Annotated in this window: 13 protein-coding genes; 9 read left to right on the top strand and 4 right to left on the bottom strand. The window is 56.3% G+C overall.

Annotated features, from left to right (window positions below; genetic code table 11):
* Positions 1–281: 281 nt before the first annotated feature.
* From metA to aceK, 4 genes are all read left to right on the top strand, one after another.
* Positions 282–1,211 carry a homoserine O-acetyltransferase MetA gene (gene metA, locus USH94_RS20540; RefSeq protein ID WP_008503405.1) on the top strand — a complete coding sequence of 310 codons (930 nt, stop codon included), beginning with the start codon at positions 282–284 and terminating at the stop codon, positions 1,209–1,211.
* A 270-nt stretch (positions 1,212–1,481) separates the two neighbouring features.
* Positions 1,482–3,083 (top strand): malate synthase A, encoded by a 1,602-nt coding sequence (aceB, locus tag USH94_RS20535; protein ID WP_111965806.1) that lies wholly within the window; start codon positions 1,482–1,484, stop codon positions 3,081–3,083.
* 31 nt (positions 3,084–3,114) lie between these two features.
* The gene (gene aceA / locus USH94_RS20530) at positions 3,115–4,419 is read left to right on the top strand and encodes an isocitrate lyase (RefSeq protein ID WP_024906665.1); all 1,305 of its coding nucleotides are present in this window, start codon (positions 3,115–3,117) and stop codon (positions 4,417–4,419) included.
* Between the two features lie 51 nt (positions 4,420–4,470).
* Positions 4,471–6,210, top strand: a complete 1,740-nt coding sequence (gene aceK / locus USH94_RS20525) for a bifunctional isocitrate dehydrogenase kinase/phosphatase (protein ID WP_111965807.1) — start codon at positions 4,471–4,473, stop codon at positions 6,208–6,210.
* Between the two features lie 68 nt (positions 6,211–6,278).
* Here aceK and iclR read toward each other — a convergent pair whose 3' ends face one another.
* Complete coding sequence (gene iclR / locus USH94_RS20520; RefSeq protein ID WP_127729219.1) at positions 6,279–7,106, bottom strand: glyoxylate bypass operon transcriptional repressor IclR; 828 nt, start codon at positions 7,104–7,106, stop codon at positions 6,279–6,281.
* Positions 7,107–7,299: 193 nt separating this feature from the next.
* Between iclR and metH the strand changes: the two genes are divergently transcribed.
* The 4 genes from metH (at position 7,300) to rluF (ending at position 14,023) form a co-directional block, all read left to right on the top strand.
* Positions 7,300–10,983, top strand: a complete 3,684-nt coding sequence (metH, locus tag USH94_RS20515; protein ID WP_111965809.1) for a methionine synthase — start codon at positions 7,300–7,302, stop codon at positions 10,981–10,983.
* A 116-nt stretch (positions 10,984–11,099) separates the two neighbouring features.
* Positions 11,100–12,731, top strand: a complete 1,632-nt coding sequence (locus USH94_RS20510) for a Na/Pi cotransporter family protein (RefSeq protein ID WP_111965810.1) — start codon at positions 11,100–11,102, stop codon at positions 12,729–12,731.
* A gap of 81 nt (positions 12,732–12,812) precedes the next feature.
* A complete protein-coding gene (locus USH94_RS20505) occupies positions 12,813–12,983 on the top strand; it encodes a type II toxin-antitoxin system CcdA family antitoxin (RefSeq protein ID WP_376708935.1) in 171 nt (56 codons plus the stop codon).
* A gap of 167 nt (positions 12,984–13,150) precedes the next feature.
* A complete protein-coding gene (gene rluF / locus USH94_RS20495; protein WP_111965811.1) occupies positions 13,151–14,023 on the top strand; it encodes a 23S rRNA pseudouridine(2604) synthase RluF in 873 nt (290 codons plus the stop codon).
* On the opposite strand, the gene USH94_RS20490 is transcribed toward rluF, so the two are convergent.
* From USH94_RS20490 to rtcR, 3 genes are all read right to left on the bottom strand, one after another.
* Positions 14,024–14,296 (bottom strand): DUF3811 domain-containing protein, encoded by a 273-nt coding sequence (locus USH94_RS20490; RefSeq protein WP_023309994.1) that lies wholly within the window; start codon positions 14,294–14,296, stop codon positions 14,024–14,026.
* A 50-nt stretch (positions 14,297–14,346) separates the two neighbouring features.
* A complete protein-coding gene (panS, locus tag USH94_RS20485; RefSeq protein ID WP_111965812.1) occupies positions 14,347–15,291 on the bottom strand; it encodes a ketopantoate/pantoate/pantothenate transporter PanS in 945 nt (314 codons plus the stop codon).
* 105 nt (positions 15,292–15,396) lie between these two features.
* A complete protein-coding gene (gene rtcR / locus USH94_RS20480) occupies positions 15,397–16,971 on the bottom strand; it encodes an RNA repair transcriptional activator RtcR (protein ID WP_039024657.1) in 1,575 nt (524 codons plus the stop codon).
* Positions 16,972–17,412: 441 nt separating this feature from the next.
* On the opposite strand from rtcR, the gene USH94_RS20475 reads away from it, so the two are divergent.
* Positions 17,413–18,540 carry a slipin family protein gene (locus USH94_RS20475; RefSeq protein ID WP_111965813.1) on the top strand — a complete coding sequence of 376 codons (1,128 nt, stop codon included), beginning with the start codon at positions 17,413–17,415 and terminating at the stop codon, positions 18,538–18,540.
* The last annotated feature ends 2 nt before the right edge of the window (positions 18,541–18,542 follow it).

Below are 18,542 nucleotides of genomic sequence, written 5' to 3'. Positions count from 1 at the left end.
CCGTAGCGCCGATGGTAGTGTGGGGTCTCCCCATGTGAGAGTAGGGAACTGCCAGGCATCAAAATAGAAGAACCCCGTACCGAAAGGTGCGGGGTTTTTTGCTTTTGTTTTTCACCCTCTCCCTGTGGGAGAGAGACGGGGTGAGGGCATCAAACCGTACCATTCTCTCCTTGAAACTTTCTCACCTTCCGCTTGCAGACTCGACATTCAAACCGTTTCTGGGTATCGTTAGCTATCTGGATGTCTAAACGTTTATACGTATGCTGTGAGGATATAAAGCTATGCCGATTCGGGTGCAGGACGAGCTACCAGCCGTCAATTTCTTGCGTGAAGAAAATGTCTTTGTCATGACGACTTCACGTGCGACAGGTCAGGAAATTCGCCCGCTGAAGGTGCTTATTCTCAATCTGATGCCAAAAAAGATCGAAACAGAGAACCAGTTCCTGCGTCTTCTATCGAACTCCCCGCTGCAGGTCGATATTCAGCTGCTGCGAATCGATGCCCGTGAGTCACGTAACACGCCTTCTGAGCATCTGAACAACTTCTACTGTAACTTCGATGACATTCAGGGTGAAAATTTCGACGGACTGATTGTGACCGGCGCGCCGCTCGGTCTGGTTGAATTTAACGATGTCGCCTACTGGCCGCAGATCAAACAGGTTCTGGAGTGGGCAAAAGATCACGTCACGTCCACGCTGTTTGTCTGTTGGGCGGTACAAGCCGCACTGAATATTCTTTATGGCATCCCCAAGCAAACCCGCACTGAAAAGCTCTCCGGCGTATACGAACACCACATTCTCCATCCACATGCGTTGCTGACGCGTGGTTTCGATGATTCTTTCCTGGCCCCGCATTCTCGCTACGCCGATTTCCCGGCCCAGCTGATTCGTGATTACACCGATCTGGAGATCCTGGCCGAAACGGAAGATGGGGACGCTTACCTGTTTGCCAGTAAAGATAAGCGCATTGCCTTTGTGACCGGACATCCTGAATACGATCCGCACACCCTTGCGTCAGAGTATTTCCGTGATGTCGAAGCGGGTCTTAACCCGGATGTCCCGTACAACTATTTCCCGAAAGACGATCCACAAAACAAACCAAGAGCGACCTGGCGCAGCCACGGGAATTTGCTTTTTACTAACTGGCTCAACTATTACGTCTACCAGATCACACCATACGATCTGCGTCACATGAATCCAACGCTGGAGTAATCGTCTGCACTAAACGATCCTAAAGCGTTTCAGCTATTCAAATCAGGCACCTTCGGGTGCCTTTTTTATTTCCGAAATATAACTCACCATTCTGTAAAACTTTAATCTTAATAAAATCAATAAATTAATTGCTATTTATAATTAAAATGGAAATTGTTTTTGATTTTAGAAAAAATGGAGATAGTCTTAATTCTGCTGAGCGAAAACTACCCAACGATCTTTCGTTCGCATCGGGAGCGTGATTTTGGATCTTTGATGAGGAGCAGAGTAATGACTCAACAGGCAACGACGGTCGATGAACTGGCCTTTACCCAGCCGTATGGTGAGCAAGAACAGCAGGTATTGACGGCAGAAGCGGTAGAATTTCTGACTGAACTGGTGACCCGCTTTACGCCGCAGCGTAATAAGCTGCTGGCGGCACGCATTCATCAGCAGCAGGAAATTGATAACGGCAAGTTGCCTGGTTTTATTTCGGAAACCGCTTCCATTCGCCGTGGCGAGTGGAAAATCCGCGGCATCCCTGAAGATTTACAGGATCGTCGCGTTGAGATCACCGGTCCGGTAGAGCGAAAAATGGTGATCAACGCCATGAACGCGAACGTTAAGGTCTTCATGGCCGATTTTGAAGATTCCCTGGCGCCGGACTGGCGTAAGGTCATCGAGGGGCAGATCAACCTGCGCGACGCCGTGAACGGCACCATCAGCTATACCAACGAAGCCGGTAAAATTTACCAGCTCAAACCGAACCCGGCGGTGCTGATCTGCCGCGTGCGCGGCCTGCACCTGCCTGAAAAACATGTCACCTGGTGTGGGGAAGCCATTCCGGGAAGTCTGTTTGATTTCGCGCTCTATTTCTTCCACAACTACAAAGCCCTGCTGGCGAAGGGCAGCGGCCCGTATTTCTATCTGCCTAAAACGCAGGCCTGGCAGGAAGCAGCCTGGTGGAGCGAGGTCTTCAGCTACGCGGAAGATCGTTTCAATCTGCCGCGCGGCACCATCAAAGCTACCCTACTGATTGAAACGCTGCCTGCCGTATTCCAGATGAATGAAATTCTGCACGCCCTGCGTGACCACATTGTCGGTCTGAACTGCGGACGCTGGGACTATATTTTCAGCTACATCAAAACCCTGAAAAACTATCCCGATCGCGTGCTTCCGGATCGCCAGGTCGTGACCATGGATAAACCGTTCCTGAGCGCCTACTCGCGTCTGCTGATCAAAACCTGCCACAAGCGCGGCGCCTTTGCGATGGGCGGCATGGCGGCTTTTATCCCAAGCAAAGACGCAGAGCGCAACAATCAGGTGCTCAACAAGGTGAAAGCCGATAAAGAGCTTGAAGCCCGTAACGGTCACGACGGCACGTGGATTGCCCATCCCGGCCTGGCCGATACGGCAATGGAGGTCTTCAACCGCGTCCTCGGCGACAACAAAAACCAGCTGTTTGTCACACGTGAAGACGATGCCCCAACGGCTGAAGAACAGCTGCTGGCCCCGTGCGCGGGCGAACGGACGGAAGAGGGGATGCGGGCCAATATCCGCGTTGCGGTACAGTACATCGAAGCGTGGATCTCCGGCAACGGCTGCGTGCCGATCTACGGCCTGATGGAAGATGCCGCGACGGCGGAGATCTCACGAACCTCTATCTGGCAGTGGATCCACCATCAAAAAACGCTCAGCAACGGCAAACCGGTAACCAAGACCCTGTTCCGCCAGATGCTCGCCGAAGAGATGCGGGTGATCCAGGACGAGCTGGGCGAACACCGCTTCAGCAGCGGACGCTTTGATGACGCCGCGCGCCTGATGGAGCAAATCACCACATCAGATGACTTAATCGACTTCCTGACCCTGCCGGGCTACCGCTTCCTGGCGTAATCCACCACATAACAATATGGAGCATCTGCACATGAAAACCCGTACCCAACAAATCGAAGAATTGAAGAAAGAGTGGACACAACCTCGCTGGGAAGGCATCCGCCGTCCTTACAGCGCTGAGGAAGTGGTGAAATTACGCGGCTCGGTCAATCCGGAATGCACGCTGGCGCAAAATGGCGCGGCGAAAATGTGGAAACTGCTGCACGGCGGTTCCAAAAAAGGCTACATCAACAGCCTCGGCGCGCTGACCGGCGGTCAGGCTCTGCAGCAGGCGAAGGCGGGTATTGAGGCTATTTACCTCTCCGGCTGGCAGGTCGCGGCGGACGCCAACCTGGCCTCCAGCATGTATCCGGATCAGTCGCTCTATCCGGCTAACTCCGTGCCGTCGGTCGTGGATCGGATCAACAACACCTTCCGCCGTGCGGATCAGATCCAGTGGGCTGCCGGTATCGAACCTGGCGATCCGCGCTTTATTGATTACTTCCTGCCGATCGTTGCGGATGCGGAAGCGGGCTTCGGCGGCGTGCTGAACGCCTTCGAGCTGATGAAATCGATGATTGAGGCCGGTGCAGCGGCCGTTCACTTCGAAGACCAGCTGGCGTCAGTGAAGAAGTGCGGACATATGGGCGGTAAAGTGCTGGTTCCTACACAGGAAGCGGTTCAGAAGCTGGTTGCCGCACGTTTGGCTGCTGACGTGCTCGGCGTGCCGACGCTGGTCATTGCCCGTACCGATGCGGACGCGGCTGACCTGATCACCTCTGACTGCGATCCGTACGACAGCGAGTTCATCACCGGCGAGCGCACCAGTGAAGGTTTCTATCGTACCCACGCAGGTATCGAGCAGGCTATCAGCCGTGGTCTGGCGTACGCGCCTTACGCGGATCTGGTCTGGTGTGAAACGTCCACGCCGGATCTGGCGCTGGCAAAACGCTTCGCTGATGCTATTCATGCGAAGTACCCGGGCAAACTGCTGGCCTACAACTGCTCGCCGTCCTTCAACTGGCAGAAAAAGTTGGATGACAAAACCATCGCCAGCTTCCAGCAGCAGCTGTCCGACATGGGCTACAAATACCAGTTCATTACTCTGGCAGGCATCCACAGCATGTGGTTCAACATGTTCGACCTGGCGCACGCCTATGCCCAGGGTGAGGGCATGAAGCACTACGTTGAGAAGGTGCAGCAGCCGGAATTTGCGGCGGGCAAAGATGGTTATACCTTCGTCTCTCACCAGCAGGAAGTGGGCACCGGCTACTTTGATAATGTGACCACGATTATTCAGGGCGGCACCTCCTCCGTCACCGCCTTGACGGGTTCAACGGAAGAAGCACAGTTCTAATCTTTTCCCCCTCTCCCCTCTCGGGGAGAGGGTTGGGGTGAGGGGGAATATATGTCGCGTGGTCTGGAATTGCTGATTGCCCAAACTATTTTGCAGGGCTTCGATGCCCAGTATGGTCGTTTTCTTGAAGTAACCTCCGGCGCGCAGCAGCGCTTCGAACATGCAGACTGGCATGCGGTTCAGCAGGCCATGAAGCAGCGTATCCATCTCTACGACCACCACGTAGGTCTGGTGGTGGAGCAGCTGCGCTGTATTACCGACGGTAAAAGCCCGGACGCGGAATTTTTACTGCGCGTGAAAGAGCACTACACCCATTTGTTACCCGATTACCCGCGCTTCGAGATTGCGGAGAGCTTTTTCAACTCCGTCTATTGCCGGTTATTTGACCACCGCTCATTATCTCCTGAGCGGTTATTTATCTTCAGCTCCCAGCCCGAGCGGCGCTTTCGTACCATTCCGCGTCCGCTGGCGAAAGATTTCTTTCCCGATCGCGGATGGGAAAAGCTCCTGCACCGCGTGCTAACGGATTTGCCGCTGCGCCTGCCCTGGGAGAATAAAACCCGGGATATCGGGTATATCCACGCCCATCTCAACGAAACCTTTGGCGCGGAGGTGCTCAGCCACAGCCATTTGCAGGTTGCCAACGAGCTTTTCTACCGCAATAAAGCTGCCTGGATGGTGGGTAAACTGGTTACCCCTACGGCCATCGTGCCGTTTCTGTTACCGATCCACCGTACAGACGACGGGGAACTGTTTGTCGATACCTGCCTGACAACCGGCGCCGAGGCCAGCATCGTGTTTGGCTTCGCGCGCTCCTATTTTATGGTCTATGCACCGTTACCTGCCGCGCTGGTGGAGTGGCTGCGTGAGATCCTGCCGGGTAAAACCACCGCCGAGCTGTATATGGTCATCGGTTGCCAGAAGCACGCCAAAACGGAAAGCTACCGGGAGTACCTGCGCTATGTCACCACGGCCGATGAGCAGTTCATCGAAGCGCCCGGCATTCGCGGCATGGTGATGCTGGTGTTTACGCTTCCGGGTTTCGACCGGGTATTTAAGGTGATCAAAGACAGATTCGCGCCGCAGAAAGAGATGACCGCCGCGCACGTCCGCGCCTGCTATCAGCTGGTTAAAGAGCACGACCGCGTCGGTCGCATGGCGGATACCCAGGAATTCGAAAACTTTGTGCTGGATAAACAGCAGGTCGACCCGGCGCTCATGGCGCTGTTAATGCAGGAAGCTCCCGCGAAAATCACCGATTTGGGTGATAAAATCGTGATTAGCCATCTCTATATTGAACGCCGCATGGTACCGCTGAATATCTGGCTTGAGCAGTCCGAAGGTCAGGCTTTAAGAGATGCGATTGAAGAGTACGGCAACGCGATTCGCCAGCTTGCCGCTGCTAATATTTTCCCGGGAGACATGCTGTTCAAAAACTTCGGCGTTACCCGTCACGGGCGGGTGGTGTTCTACGATTACGACGAAATTTGCTACATGACTGAAGTGAATTTCCGCGATATCCCACCGCCCCGCTACCCGGAAGATGAGCTTTCCAGCGAGCCGTGGTACAGCGTCTCGCCGGGCGATGTTTTTCCCGAAGAGTTTCGCCACTGGCTGTGCGCCGACCCGCGCATCGGGCCGCTATTCGAAGAAATGCATGAGGATCTGTTCCGTGCCAGCTACTGGCGCGGGCTGCAAACGCGGATCAAAAATGGGCACGTGGAAGATGTGTATGCATATCGGCGTAAGCAGCGGTTTTGCATCCGGTTTTCTCCCTCGCTCGCAGGGTAAGGGCGTTATGTTTTCTCCCTCTCCCTGTGGGAGAGGGCCGGGGTGAGGGCGTCAGGCCGCACTCAATCTTAACGAATCCCACCGTACGCCAGCGTCACCTCTTTCGCCGCCTTAATTACCAGTGCGCCCAGCTCGGTAACCCGGTCATCGGTCATGCGCGAAATCGGTCCGGAGATGGAGATGGCGGCAAACGGCTCGCGGTGCTCGTCAAAAATACAGGCTGCGATACAGCGCAGGCCCAGAGCATGTTCTTCATCATCAAACGAATAGCCGCGCTTGCGGGTCAGAGCCAGATCTTCTTTCAAATGCACGGGCGAGACCAGGGTGGCGTGGGTATAGGCGTGTAGCCCTTTACGGTGCAGCAGGCCCGTCACCTGCTCTTCGCTCAGCTGTGACAGAAATGCTTTCCCCGCCCCGGACGCGTGCATCGGCAGCTTACCGCCAATCGGCGCGGACATGCGCATCAGCTGCGTGCACTGCACCTGGTCGATGATAATCGCCTGATGGTCGCTCTGGTCCAGCACCGCCAGGTTTACGGTCTCGCCGGAGTCCTCCATCAGCTTGCGCAGAATCGGGTGAACAATCGCCAGCAGGTTGCGGCTCTGCAGGAAGCTGCTGCCAACGATAAATGCATGCGCGCCCACCGCCCAGTGCCCCAGCTCGCCCACCTGGCGGACAAAGCCCAGCTGCTGCATGGTGGTCAGAAGACGGTGCGTCGTGGAGTTCGGCAGGCCAGCCTGCTGGGCAAGCTCCGTCAGGGCCACGCTGCTGTGCGACTCGGCTATCCACTCCAGCAGCTTCAAACCGCGCGTGAGCGATTGAACCTGTCCGCCCTGTTGTGCGGTGGTGGCAGCAGCAGGTTTTCTGCCGCGTTTAGCGGGAACGGTCGCGACCATGACGATCTCCTTTTTCTGTATCGTGGAAATCATTTTCGTTTTATTTGGTGAATTTGCAACCGTTATCCTGACTGATCGGAGGAGTGATGGTGAACATGTCTCATGTTACCGCTGAGCGACTTTTCCGCCCTGCGAGATTGTGCCAGTATGGAACGCAGCCTTTTGGCCTTGTTGAGCGTTGTCGGGAGCAAGTGTGAGCAGCAAAGTAGAGCAACTGCGTGCGCAGTTAAATGAACGAATTCTGGTGCTGGACGGCGGCATGGGCACCATGATCCAGGGCTATCGTCTGAGTGAAGATGATTTCCGCGGCGAACGCTTTGCCGACTGGCCCTGCGACCTGAAAGGGAACAACGACCTGCTGGTGCTCAGCAAGCCGTCCGTGATTAAGGATATCCACAACGCCTACTTCGAAGCGGGTGCGGATATCGTTGAAACCAACACCTTTAACTCGACAACCATCGCCATGGCGGATTACCAGATGGAATCCCTGTCGGCGGAAATCAACCTGGAAGCCGCGAAGCTGGCGCGCGCCTGCGCCGACGAGTGGACGGCCCGCACGCCGGATAAACCGCGCTACGTTGCCGGGGTGCTTGGCCCGACGAACCGCACCGCGTCGATTTCACCGGACGTCAACGACCCGGCGTTTCGTAATATCACCTTTGACCAGCTGGTTGCTGCCTACCGTGAATCGACCAAAGCGCTGGTGGAAGGCGGTTCCGATCTGATCCTGATTGAAACGGTATTCGACACCCTCAACGCCAAAGCCGCGATTTATGCGGTGAAAGAGGAGTTTGAGGCGCTGGGGGTTGACCTGCCGATCATGATTTCCGGTACCATCACCGACGCCTCTGGCCGTACCCTGTCCGGCCAGACCACCGAAGCGTTTTATAACTCCCTGCGCCACGCCGACGCACTCTCCTTCGGCCTGAACTGCGCGCTGGGTCCAGATGAACTGCGCCAGTACGTGCAGGAGCTTTCGCGTATTGCGGAATGCTACGTCACCGCGCACCCGAACGCCGGTCTGCCAAACGCCTTCGGTGAATACGATCTGGATGCCGACACCATGGCGGCACAAATCCGCGAGTGGGCCGAGTCTGGATTTCTGAACATCGTCGGCGGCTGCTGCGGCACCACGCCTGAACATATCGCTGCTATGAGCAACGCCGTGGCCGGGCTGCCGCCGCGCAAGCTGCCCGAGCTTCCGGTTGCCTGTCGTCTCTCCGGCCTTGAGCCGTTGACCATCGGCGAAGACAGCCTGTTTGTGAACGTGGGCGAGCGTACGAACGTTACCGGTTCCGCCAAGTTCAAACGTCTGATCAAAGAAGAGAAGTACAGCGAAGCGCTGGACGTCGCGCGTCAGCAGGTAGAGAACGGCGCGCAGATTATCGATATCAACATGGATGAGGGGATGCTCGACGCCGAAGCGGCGATGGTGCGTTTCCTTAACCTGATTGCCGGTGAGCCGGACATCGCCCGCGTGCCGATCATGATCGACTCCTCCAAGTGGGACGTGATCGAGAAGGGGCTGAAGTGCATTCAGGGTAAAGGCATCGTCAACTCTATCTCGATGAAAGAGGGCGTTGATGTCTTCATCCACCACGCGAAGATGGTGCGCCGCTACGGTGCCGCCGTGGTGGTGATGGCCTTTGACGAAGTGGGCCAGGCCGATACCCGCGCGCGTAAAATCGAGATTTGCCGCCGGGCATATAAAATTCTGACCGAAGAGGTGGGCTTCCCCCCGGAAGACATCATCTTTGACCCGAACATCTTCGCCGTGGCGACCGGCATCGAAGAGCACAATAACTACGCCCAGGACTTTATCGGCGCGTGCGAGGACATTAAGCGCGAGCTGCCGCATGCGCTGATCTCCGGCGGCGTGTCGAACGTGTCGTTCTCGTTCCGCGGTAACGACCCGGTGCGCGAAGCGATCCACGCCGTGTTCCTCTACTACGCCATCCGTAACGGGATGGACATGGGGATCGTCAACGCCGGCCAGCTGGCGATTTACGACGACCTGCCCGCAGAGCTGCGCGACGCGGTAGAAGACGTAATTCTTAACCGTCGCGACGACGCCACCGAGCGCATGCTGGACCTGGCGGAAAAATACCGCGGCAGCAAATCGGATGAATCTGCCAACGTTCAGCAGGCCGAGTGGCGCGCCTGGGACGTGAAAAAGCGTCTGGAATATTCGCTGGTAAAAGGCATCACTGAGTTTATCGAGCAGGATACCGAAGAGGCGCGTCAGCAGTCAGCCCGCCCGATCGAGGTGATCGAAGGGCCGCTGATGGACGGCATGAACGTGGTAGGCGATCTGTTCGGTGAGGGCAAAATGTTCCTGCCGCAGGTGGTGAAATCTGCCCGCGTGATGAAGCAGGCCGTGGCGTACCTGGAGCCGTTTATCGAGGCCAGCAAAGAGAAAGGCTCCAGCAACGGCAAAATGGTCATTGCCACCGTCAAGGGCGACGTGCACGACATCGGCAAGAACATTGTCGGTGTGGTGCTGCAGTGCAATAACTACGAGATTATCGACCTTGGCGTCATGGTCCCGGCGGATAAAATCCTCAAGACCGCGCGCGAAGTGAATGCCGACCTGATTGGCCTCTCCGGGCTGATCACCCCGTCGCTGGACGAGATGGTTAACGTGGCGAAGGAGATGGAGCGCCAGGGCTTCACCATTCCTCTGCTGATTGGTGGGGCGACCACCTCCAAAGCGCACACGGCGGTGAAAATCGAGCAGAACTACAGCGGCCCGACGGTGTACGTGCAAAACGCCTCGCGCACGGTGGGCGTGGTCTCCGCACTGCTCTCTGACACCCAGCGCGACGAGTTTGTTGAGCGCACCCGCAAAGAGTACGAAACCGTTCGCATCCAGCACGGGCGCAAGAAACCGCGCACCCCGCCAGTTTCACTCCAGGCGGCGCGCGATAACGATCTGGCGTTTGACTGGTCGAGCTATACGCCGCCGGTCGCGCATCGCCTGGGCGTTCAGGAGGTCAGCGCCAGCATCGAAACGCTGCGCAACTACATCGACTGGACGCCGTTCTTTATGACCTGGTCGCTGGCGGGCAAATATCCCCGCATCCTGGAAGATGAGGTCGTGGGTGAAGAGGCGAAACGCCTGTTTAAAGATGCCAACGATATGCTCGACACGCTGAGTGCTGAGAAAACCCTCAATCCGCGCGGCGTGGTGGGGCTGTTCCCGGCCAACCGCGTGGGAGACGACATCGAAATTTATCGCGATGAAACCCGCACCCACGTGCTGGCGGTCAGCCGCCATCTGCGTCAGCAAACCGAGAAAGTGGGCTTTGCCAACTACTGCCTGGCCGATTTTGTCGCGCCGAAGCTGAGCGGAAAAGCCGACTATATCGGCGCCTTTGCGGTAACCGGCGGTCTGGAAGAAGATGCGCTGGCGGACGCGTACGAAGCGCAGCACGACGATTACAATAAAATCATGGTGAAAGCGATAGCCGACCGCCTGGCGGAAGCCTTCGCCGAGTACCTGCACGAGCGCGTGCGCAAGGTGCACTGGGGCTACGCGGCGAATGAAAACCTCAGCAACGAGGAGCTGATCCGCGAAAACTACCAGGGTATTCGTCCGGCACCGGGATATCCGGCCTGTCCGGAACACACCGAAAAGGGCACTATCTGGCAACTGCTGGACGTCGAAGCCCATACCGGAATGAAGCTCACCGAGTCGTTCGCCATGTGGCCGGGTGCGTCCGTCTCCGGCTGGTACTTCAGCCACCCGGACAGCAAGTACTTTGCCGTGGCGCAGCTGCAGCGCGATCAGATTGAAGATTACGCCCTGCGCAAAGGCATGAGCGTATCAGAAGTCGAGCGCTGGCTGGCACCGAATTTAGGCTACGACGCAGACTAACGTCACTTTTCCTTACAACAAACAGGGCACCTCAAGGGTGCCTTGTCTCTTTCTTACGCTTAAACCCTTATACTGAACCTATGGAAAACGAATAACGATAAGGAGGAAAACCTTTCGTGCTGACCTTGTTACACCTGCTTTCTGCAGTCGCACTGCTCGTATGGGGCACCCATATCGTTCGTACCGGTGTGATGCGCGTCTTTGGCGCGCGCTTGCGTACCGTTCTCAGCAGCAGCGTTGAGAAGAAGCCGCTCGCCTTCTGCGCGGGTATTGGCGTAACGGCACTGGTGCAGAGCAGTAACGCCACAACCCTGCTTGTCACCTCCTTTGTGGCGCAGGATCTGGTGGCGCTGGCTCCGGCGCTGGTCATTGTGCTGGGGGCCGACGTGGGGACCGCGCTGATGGCGCGTATACTGACCTTCGATCTCTCCTGGCTGTCGCCGCTGCTGATTTTTGTCGGCGTTATCTTCTTCCTCGGTCGTAAACAGACGCGCGCCGGGCAGCTAGGGCGCGTAGGCATTGGCCTGGGGCTGATTCTGCTGGCGCTGGAGCTGATTGTGCAGGCGGTCACCCCTATTACCGAGGCCAACGGCGTTCAGGTCATCTTCGCTTCCCTGACCGGGGACATCATGCTCGACGCGCTGATTGGCGCGGTGTTTGCCATCGTCAGCTACTCCAGCCTGGCCGCCGTGCTGCTGACGGCCACGCTTACCGCCGCCGGGGCGATCTCCTTCCCGGTGGCGCTGTGTCTGGTGATAGGTGCCAACCTCGGCTCTGGCCTGCTGGCGATGCTCAATAACAGCGCGGCCAACGCTGCCGCCCGCCGCGTGGCGCTCGGTAGCCTGCTGTTTAAGCTGGTGGGCAGCCTGATTATCCTGCCCTTTATCCACCCGCTGGCGAACCTGATGGATAACCTCCCGCTGCCGAAGGCGGAGCTGGTGATCTACTTCCACGTGTTCTACAACCTGGTGCGCTGCCTGGCGATGGTGCCTTTTGCCGGGCCGATGGCCCGCTTCTGCGAACGTCTCATTCAGGACGAACCGGAGCTGGATGCGCGCCTGAAGCCGAAGCACCTGGATACGTCCGCGCTGGATACCCCGGCACTGGCGCTGGCGAATGCCGCGCGCGAGACGCTGCGCATGGGCGACGCAATGGAAACCATGCTCGAAGGCCTGCAAAAGGTGATGCACGGCGAGCCGCGAGAGGAGAAAGAGCTGCGCAGACTGGCGGACGATATCAACGTGCTCTATACCGCCATTAAGCTTTACCTGGCGCGAATGCCACAGGACGAACTGGCGGAAGAGGAGTCCCGCCGCTGGGCGGAAATCATTGAGATGTCGCTTAACCTTGAGCAGGCCTCCGATATTGTTGAGCGCATGGGCAGCGAGATAGCCGATAAATCGCTGGCCGCACGCCGGGCGTTCTCCGTTGAAGGCTTAAAAGAGCTTGAAGCGCTGCACGAACAGCTGGTCAGCAACCTCAAGCTGGCGATGCTGGTCTTCTTTTCCAGCGACGTGCCGAGCGCGCGCCGCCTGCGCCGCAACAAGCATCGTTTCCGTATCCTGAACCGCCGCTATTCGCACGCCCACGTCGAGCGTCTGCATCAGCAGAACGTGCAGAGTATTGAGACCAGCTCACTCCACCTGGGGCTGCTGGGCGATATGAAGCGTCTCAACTCGTTGTTCTGCGCGGTGGCCTACAGCGTGATGGAACAGCCGGATGAAGATGACGAGCGGGATGAGTATTAATTTCTGAAAGCGCCTCGCAAAACCTTTTTGCGAGGCGTGACACCTTATCAAGCGCATTTACACACTACACTTCGCCAATTCATGCGCATTCCGATGGGGGGCTCATGTGCACTACTCATGGCTGCACTGCAGGAGCAGTTTCGTGCGCATCAGCGCGCAGAGTGGTTAGCAGAAAATAAAGTTTCTATCGAGGCCATTAACCAGTGGGTTGATGAAAACGGCTCCTTTAGCGACTTTCAGAGGTCGTTCTGATGGAACAATAGGCAGGCATATCGCCAAAAGAGTTAGGCGAGCGTGTCGCCGATCTTACGCAAAACCGTGCTTCATTGCGGGATGCACTCGATTTTTTGAACAACGGTTACTAACACTTTTTTGTCAGCCGCAAGGTAAGGTATATTTCGCCCTTCACAGGAGAAACTATGCTGCCAACTCAATCAACCCGATTAAACAAATACATTAGCGAGAGCGGGATCTGCTCACGTCGCGAGGCTGACCGTTACATTGAACAAGGTAACGTGTTTCTTAACGGCAAACGCGCCACCATCGGCGACCAGGTGGTCCCTGGCGATGTGGTTAAAGTGAATGGTCAGGTCATCGAACCGCGTGATGCTGAAGACCTGGTGTTTATCGCGTTGAACAAACCGGTTGGGATTGTCAGCACCACAGAAGACGGCGAGCGGGACAACATCGTAGATTTCGTGAACCACAGCAGCCGTATCTTCCCGATTGGCCGTCTGGATAAAGACTCTCAGGGGCTGATTTTCCTCACCAACCACGGCGATCTGGTCAACAAGATCCTGCGTGCCGGTAACGATCACGAAAAAGAGTACATTGTGACGGTGAATAAACCGGTCACGGACGACTTTATTCGCGGCATGGGCGCCGGTGTGCCGATCCTCGGTACCGTCACGAAAAAGTGTAAGGTGAAGAAAGAAGCGCCGTTCGCGTTCCGCATTACCCTGGTGCAGGGCTTAAACCGCCAGATCCGCCGCATGTGCGAGTATTTCGGTTATGAAGTGACGAAGCTTGAGCGCACGCGCATCATGAACGTCAGCCTGTCCGGCATCCCGCTGGGTGAGTGGCGCGACTTAACGGACGACGAGCTGATCGAGCTGTTCAAGCTTATCGAGAACTCCTCGTCCGAAGCGAAGCCGAAGGCCAAAGCAAAACCGAAAGCTCAGGCGATTAAGCGCCCGGTCGTGAAGGCGCCGCAGGCGGAAGAGAAAGGGCGAGGCAAGCCGGGCAACGGAAAACGCTTTACCCAGCCGGGGCGTAAAAAGAAAGGGCGCTGATTAGCGCCTTCCACGGGTTGATGTGGTGGCGGACCAGGAAAAGGTCGCTTCTGCATCAGGTTTATAAGCCTGCTCTTTTTTCAGCTTGCGGGCTTTTTTCGCTGCGGCATCACGCTGCGCCATCAGCTTGTCGATGTACTCTTTTTTCACCTGATTGGTTTCGGCGTTGGTCAGCGTGCGGCCATGCGCGATGCGGGCGCGGTCGAGAAGCGTTTTCAGTTCGCGCTGCTCGGCTTCCGTCATGTCTTTCTGGGTCAAACGTGGTGTCGCCATTGCTGAAGCCTCCTGAGAGAGAGGCTTCAGTGTAAAGCAAGCTGAGTCAATTAACCCTGCTTCACCGCATCTTTTTTCGTTTGTTCATCAATCGGTTTGCCGGACCAGTAGCCCGCCAGCAGAGAGCCGGAGAGATTGTGCCAGACGGAGAACAGCGCACCCGGCAGGGCCGCCAGCGGCGAGAAGTAAATTTTACCGAGCGCCGCCGCCAGGCCGGAGTTCTGCATGCCTACCTCAATTGCCAGCGTGCGGCAGGTAGATTCGTCAAAACCAAACAGCTTCCCGCCCCAGTAGCCGCCCAGCAGGCCGATGGTGTTATGCAGCACAACCGCGACGATCACCACAAAGCCTACGGAAGCAATGTGCGAGGCGGAGCCCGCCACCACGGCGCTGATGATGGCCAGAATGCAGATCATCGAAAACGCGGGCAGATACGGCTCAACGGCCTTCACCACGCGAGGGAACAGGTGGTGAATGACCAGCCCCAGCGCAATCGGGATCACCACGATTTGCAGAATGCTCAGCAGCATTCCCATCACGTCCACCTGAATATGCGCATCCACGTACAGGCGGGTTAACAGCGGTGTGGCAACGACGCCAACTAGCGTGGAGACGGATGAGATAGTGACGGAGAGCGCCACATCCCCTTTCGCGAGGTAGATCATGACGTTGGACGCCGTGCCGCTGGCCACGCTGCCCACCAGCACCATCCCGGCGGAAAGGTCGGGCGGCATCTTAAAGGCCATCGCCAGCAGCCACGCCGCGAGCGGCATCACCAGATAGTGCAGAAATATTCCTGCCGCGACGGGCGCAGGGCGAGACAACACGCGCTTAAAATCGTCTACTTTCAGATGCACACCCATACCGAACATGATCAGCATCAGCAGCGTGGCGACCCACGGACCAATACCGGTGAACGTGGTGGGCGTGTAATACGCGAGTACGGAGAGCAGCAGCGCCCATAACGGGAACAGCCGCGTAATGGCGGATAACATAATGATTTCCTTGCGATGAATGTTGCGTGTGTTTGTTATAAAAAGCCGGGATCGAGCCCGGCTATAGTTATTGTTTATCGCGTAAGGAAGTAATATTCAAATGAATTATGACCGGATGCTTTCCCAGCTCAGACTAAAGCGAGCCAGATATTTGCGCAGTCGGTCGGCGTCGTTAGGATTGGCTTTTTTGAGCCGTGAAACGGCAAACAGCTCACGTCCGGCTTCAGACAACGATGCGCTGCGGCGACATACCTCCAGCACCGTTTCCAGTTGCCGCTGGTCAAAGAGATCAATCTCCATGTCAGTTGCAGGCTGCGTCACGTCAGTTTGCCAGTCGGTCTGAAGACGTGAGATCTCCTCCAGCACCAGATCCTGAGTAATACGCCCTCGTTCCGCCAGCGTCGCCATGCGTGCGACGCTGGCGCTCAGTTCGCGAAAGTTGCCCCGCCACAGCGCTCTGCTGGAACAGGCAAAGGCCAGATAGCCTTCGCGTGCCTCTTTATCGAAGCGGATTTGCGTCTGGCTTTCGCGAGAGAAACGTTGAAGTTCGTAGTCAACATTCGGCGTGATGTCTTCTTTCCGTTGGGCAAGGCCGGGTAATGCAAAGCTCCACATATTAATACGGGCATAGAGATCTTCACGAAAACGTCCTTCTGCCACCCACTGGCGCATATCACGGTGGGTTCCGGCGATAAGTTGAAAATCGCTGTGAACTTCTTTATCGGAGCCAAACGGGAAAAAAGTTTTCTCTTCAATGGCTTTGAGCAGCATCGCCTGTTCATCCAGGCCTAGTTCGGCAATCTCGTCGAGGAAAAGGACACCGCCATCGGCTTCACGCAGCAGGCCGCTGCGCGCCGACAGTGCGCCGGTAAAGGCCCCTTTCACATGGCCGAACAGCGTGGACATGGCGTTATCACCGCGCAGGGTCGCGCAGTTGACGGAAACCAGTTTGCCGGAAACCTGATGGCGTGACTGCTTAAGCTGATAAATGCGGTTCGCAAGGAACGACTTGCCCGCGCCGGTGGGGCCGGTCAGCAGGATCGGGGCTGTTGAACGTAGCGCCACGCGTTCAATCTTGTCGATCAGACTGTTAAAGGTGGCATTTCGCGTCTCAATACCCGCTTTCAGAAATGAGATTGACTGCTGCTGCTCGCGCTGAAAACGGTTGGTAAGGGTCGTGTAGCGGCTTAAATCCAGATCGATAATTGAGTAAGTTCCGGCTGCAGTCTCCTCAGCAGAGGCTTCTTTTCTGGCAGGGCCAGTCTGCAAAAGGCTGGCGGGAAGATAGCGGGCTTCCGTCAGCAGGAACCAACAGATCTGCGCCACATGCGTGCCGGTGGTGATGTGGACGAAATACTCTTCGCGATCGGTATCAAAAGTGTACTGGGTGGCGAAATCGAGAAACGCGGCATAAACCTCTTCGAAATCCCACGGGTCTTCAATGATTACCGTGCTGGGACGCACCTCGGTGTGGGGGGAAACCAGCACAATATCTTCCGCCAGTTGCTGAGCCATGCCGAGATCTCGCGGTTGATGTAGTAGCTCCAGCCTGTCGACCGGGAAATCCGGCTGTTGGCACAGCCCGACGGTCGGTCGCCATTTGCGAAAGCGATTAGCCCGCTTTCCTCGTTTATCCATCACGGTGCCAAGCACCCCGATCACCACCTTCCGCTTCTTCATGTTTATCCAGAAAGATAATTGTCGATATAGCAGGATAAGAAATGTTGAGCCGAACGGCAATGCATGAAAAGCGCGATAAATAAAAATCATTGATTATCAATAAAATAAAAAAATAAAACAGCGATTTTTGTTTTTGGCACGCTTCTGGCAATACAGATAACGTCATGACGTTGAGCACACTGGGGGTTAAGGCCCCGTCGGCGCACCAGGAACGGCAAGGCTGTTTTCCGGGGGCGTTCCGTCAAACAATGACAGATAGAAGGGTTCGATTCCCGATTCATTCTCCCAATGAAAACTGGTTGTAAACATCAAAGTAAAAACGGGTATTGCGCAGTCAGCAATCCCAATGAAGGTCGCCGGTAATGGCGCCGGATCGCAGGCGAAAAGGCATTCCCCTGTGATTTCGTGCCTGCACCCGCGCCTGACTTTAAGGAATATAAAATGGCTAAAAAAATCACGATAAAAAAAGGTCAGTTAGGACTGGTAGCAAAAACTGGCGATTATTACCGGGTACTGGAGGCGGGTGAACACCGTCTGGGTTGGTTCAATACTGACGACGTGCTGGTGGTGAGCCAGGATGGCAGCGAGGTGCCGGGTGCGCTGGCGGATTATCTGCGCCGCTTTCAGCCTGACTGGGTGGTACGTTACTGCCTGGCGGTTGACCTTACTGCAGATGAAATCGGGGTGTTATCGAACAACGGCGTATTGCAGGAAATTGTGCCGCCTTCGACTCGTCGTCTGTACTGGCAGCAGGATGCGGCGTTGACCCTGCAAAGAATCGATACCCGCGACGTGCGGGTGCCGGTGGACGTGATGAATGCTGCTCTGCAACCGCGTCGTAATGGCGCGCTAAAGGGGCGCGACGCGATGCTGGTCGTACAGGTACCTGCCTGGCACGTCGGGGTGGTGAAAATCGACGGAGAAATTCAGGCACTGTTACCGCCGGGACTGACGGCTTACTGGAAAATTAACCATCTGGTTGAGGCAGAGGTAGTGGATACGCGCCTTCAGGTGGTGGAAGTGAGCGGGCAGGAGATCCTGACGAAGGACAAAGTTAACCTGCGCCTGAACCTGGCGGCTAACTGGCGCTACAGCGACGTGCTGCAGGCCTGCGGACAGCTTACGAAACCGCTGGAACATTTGTACCGCGAACTCCAGTTCGCACTGCGTGAGGCGGTCGGCACCCGCACGCTCGATGAGTTACTGGAAGATAAGCAGATCATTGATGAGGTGGTCAGCAAACAGGTGCAAGGCCGCCTGTCATCCTTTGGAATGGAAATTGCGTCGCTTGGGGTAAAAGATATTGTTTTACCTGGTGATATGAAAACGATTTTATCCCGTCTGGTAGAGGCCGAAAAATCGGCCCAGGCGAATGTTATTCGCCGACGTGAAGAAACGGCGGCGACACGATCGCTGTTAAACACCGCAAAGGTGATGGAGAACAACCCGGTGGCGCTGCGTTTAAAAGAGCTGGAAACCCTGGAAAGGGTCGCGGAGCGTATCGACAAAATTTCAGTATTTGGTGGCCTGGACCAGGTATTACACGGCCTTGTTAACCTGAAAGGATAACG

Source organism: Enterobacter sp. 148H3 (assembly GCF_034107425.1).
Taxonomy (GTDB): Bacteria; Pseudomonadota; Gammaproteobacteria; order Enterobacterales; family Enterobacteriaceae; genus Enterobacter; species Enterobacter vonholyi.
This window is presented reverse-complemented; position numbering and strand designations above follow the sequence as displayed.

Excerpts from the sequence above, each read along its gene's own strand:
- aceA (WP_024906665.1), top strand. The coding sequence starts at position 3,115 with ATGAAAACCCGTACCCAACAAATCGAAGAATTGAAGAAAGAGTGGACA.
- rluF (WP_111965811.1), top strand. The coding sequence starts at position 13,151 with ATGCTGCCAACTCAATCAACCCGATTAAACAAATACATTAGCGAGAGC.
- USH94_RS20475 (WP_111965813.1), top strand. The coding sequence starts at position 17,413 with ATGGCTAAAAAAATCACGATAAAAAAAGGTCAGTTAGGACTGGTAGCA.
- panS (WP_111965812.1), bottom strand. The coding sequence starts at position 15,291 with ATGTTATCCGCCATTACGCGGCTGTTCCCGTTATGGGCGCTGCTGCTC.
- metA (WP_008503405.1), top strand. The coding sequence starts at position 282 with ATGCCGATTCGGGTGCAGGACGAGCTACCAGCCGTCAATTTCTTGCGT.
- aceK (WP_111965807.1), top strand. The coding sequence starts at position 4,471 with ATGTCGCGTGGTCTGGAATTGCTGATTGCCCAAACTATTTTGCAGGGC.
- iclR (WP_127729219.1), bottom strand. The coding sequence starts at position 7,106 with ATGGTCGCGACCGTTCCCGCTAAACGCGGCAGAAAACCTGCTGCTGCC.
- USH94_RS20490 (WP_023309994.1), bottom strand. The coding sequence starts at position 14,296 with ATGGCGACACCACGTTTGACCCAGAAAGACATGACGGAAGCCGAGCAG.
- aceB (WP_111965806.1), top strand. The coding sequence starts at position 1,482 with ATGACTCAACAGGCAACGACGGTCGATGAACTGGCCTTTACCCAGCCG.
- USH94_RS20505 (WP_376708935.1), top strand. The coding sequence starts at position 12,813 with ATGCGCATTCCGATGGGGGGCTCATGTGCACTACTCATGGCTGCACTG.
- rtcR (WP_039024657.1), bottom strand. The coding sequence starts at position 16,971 with ATGAAGAAGCGGAAGGTGGTGATCGGGGTGCTTGGCACCGTGATGGAT.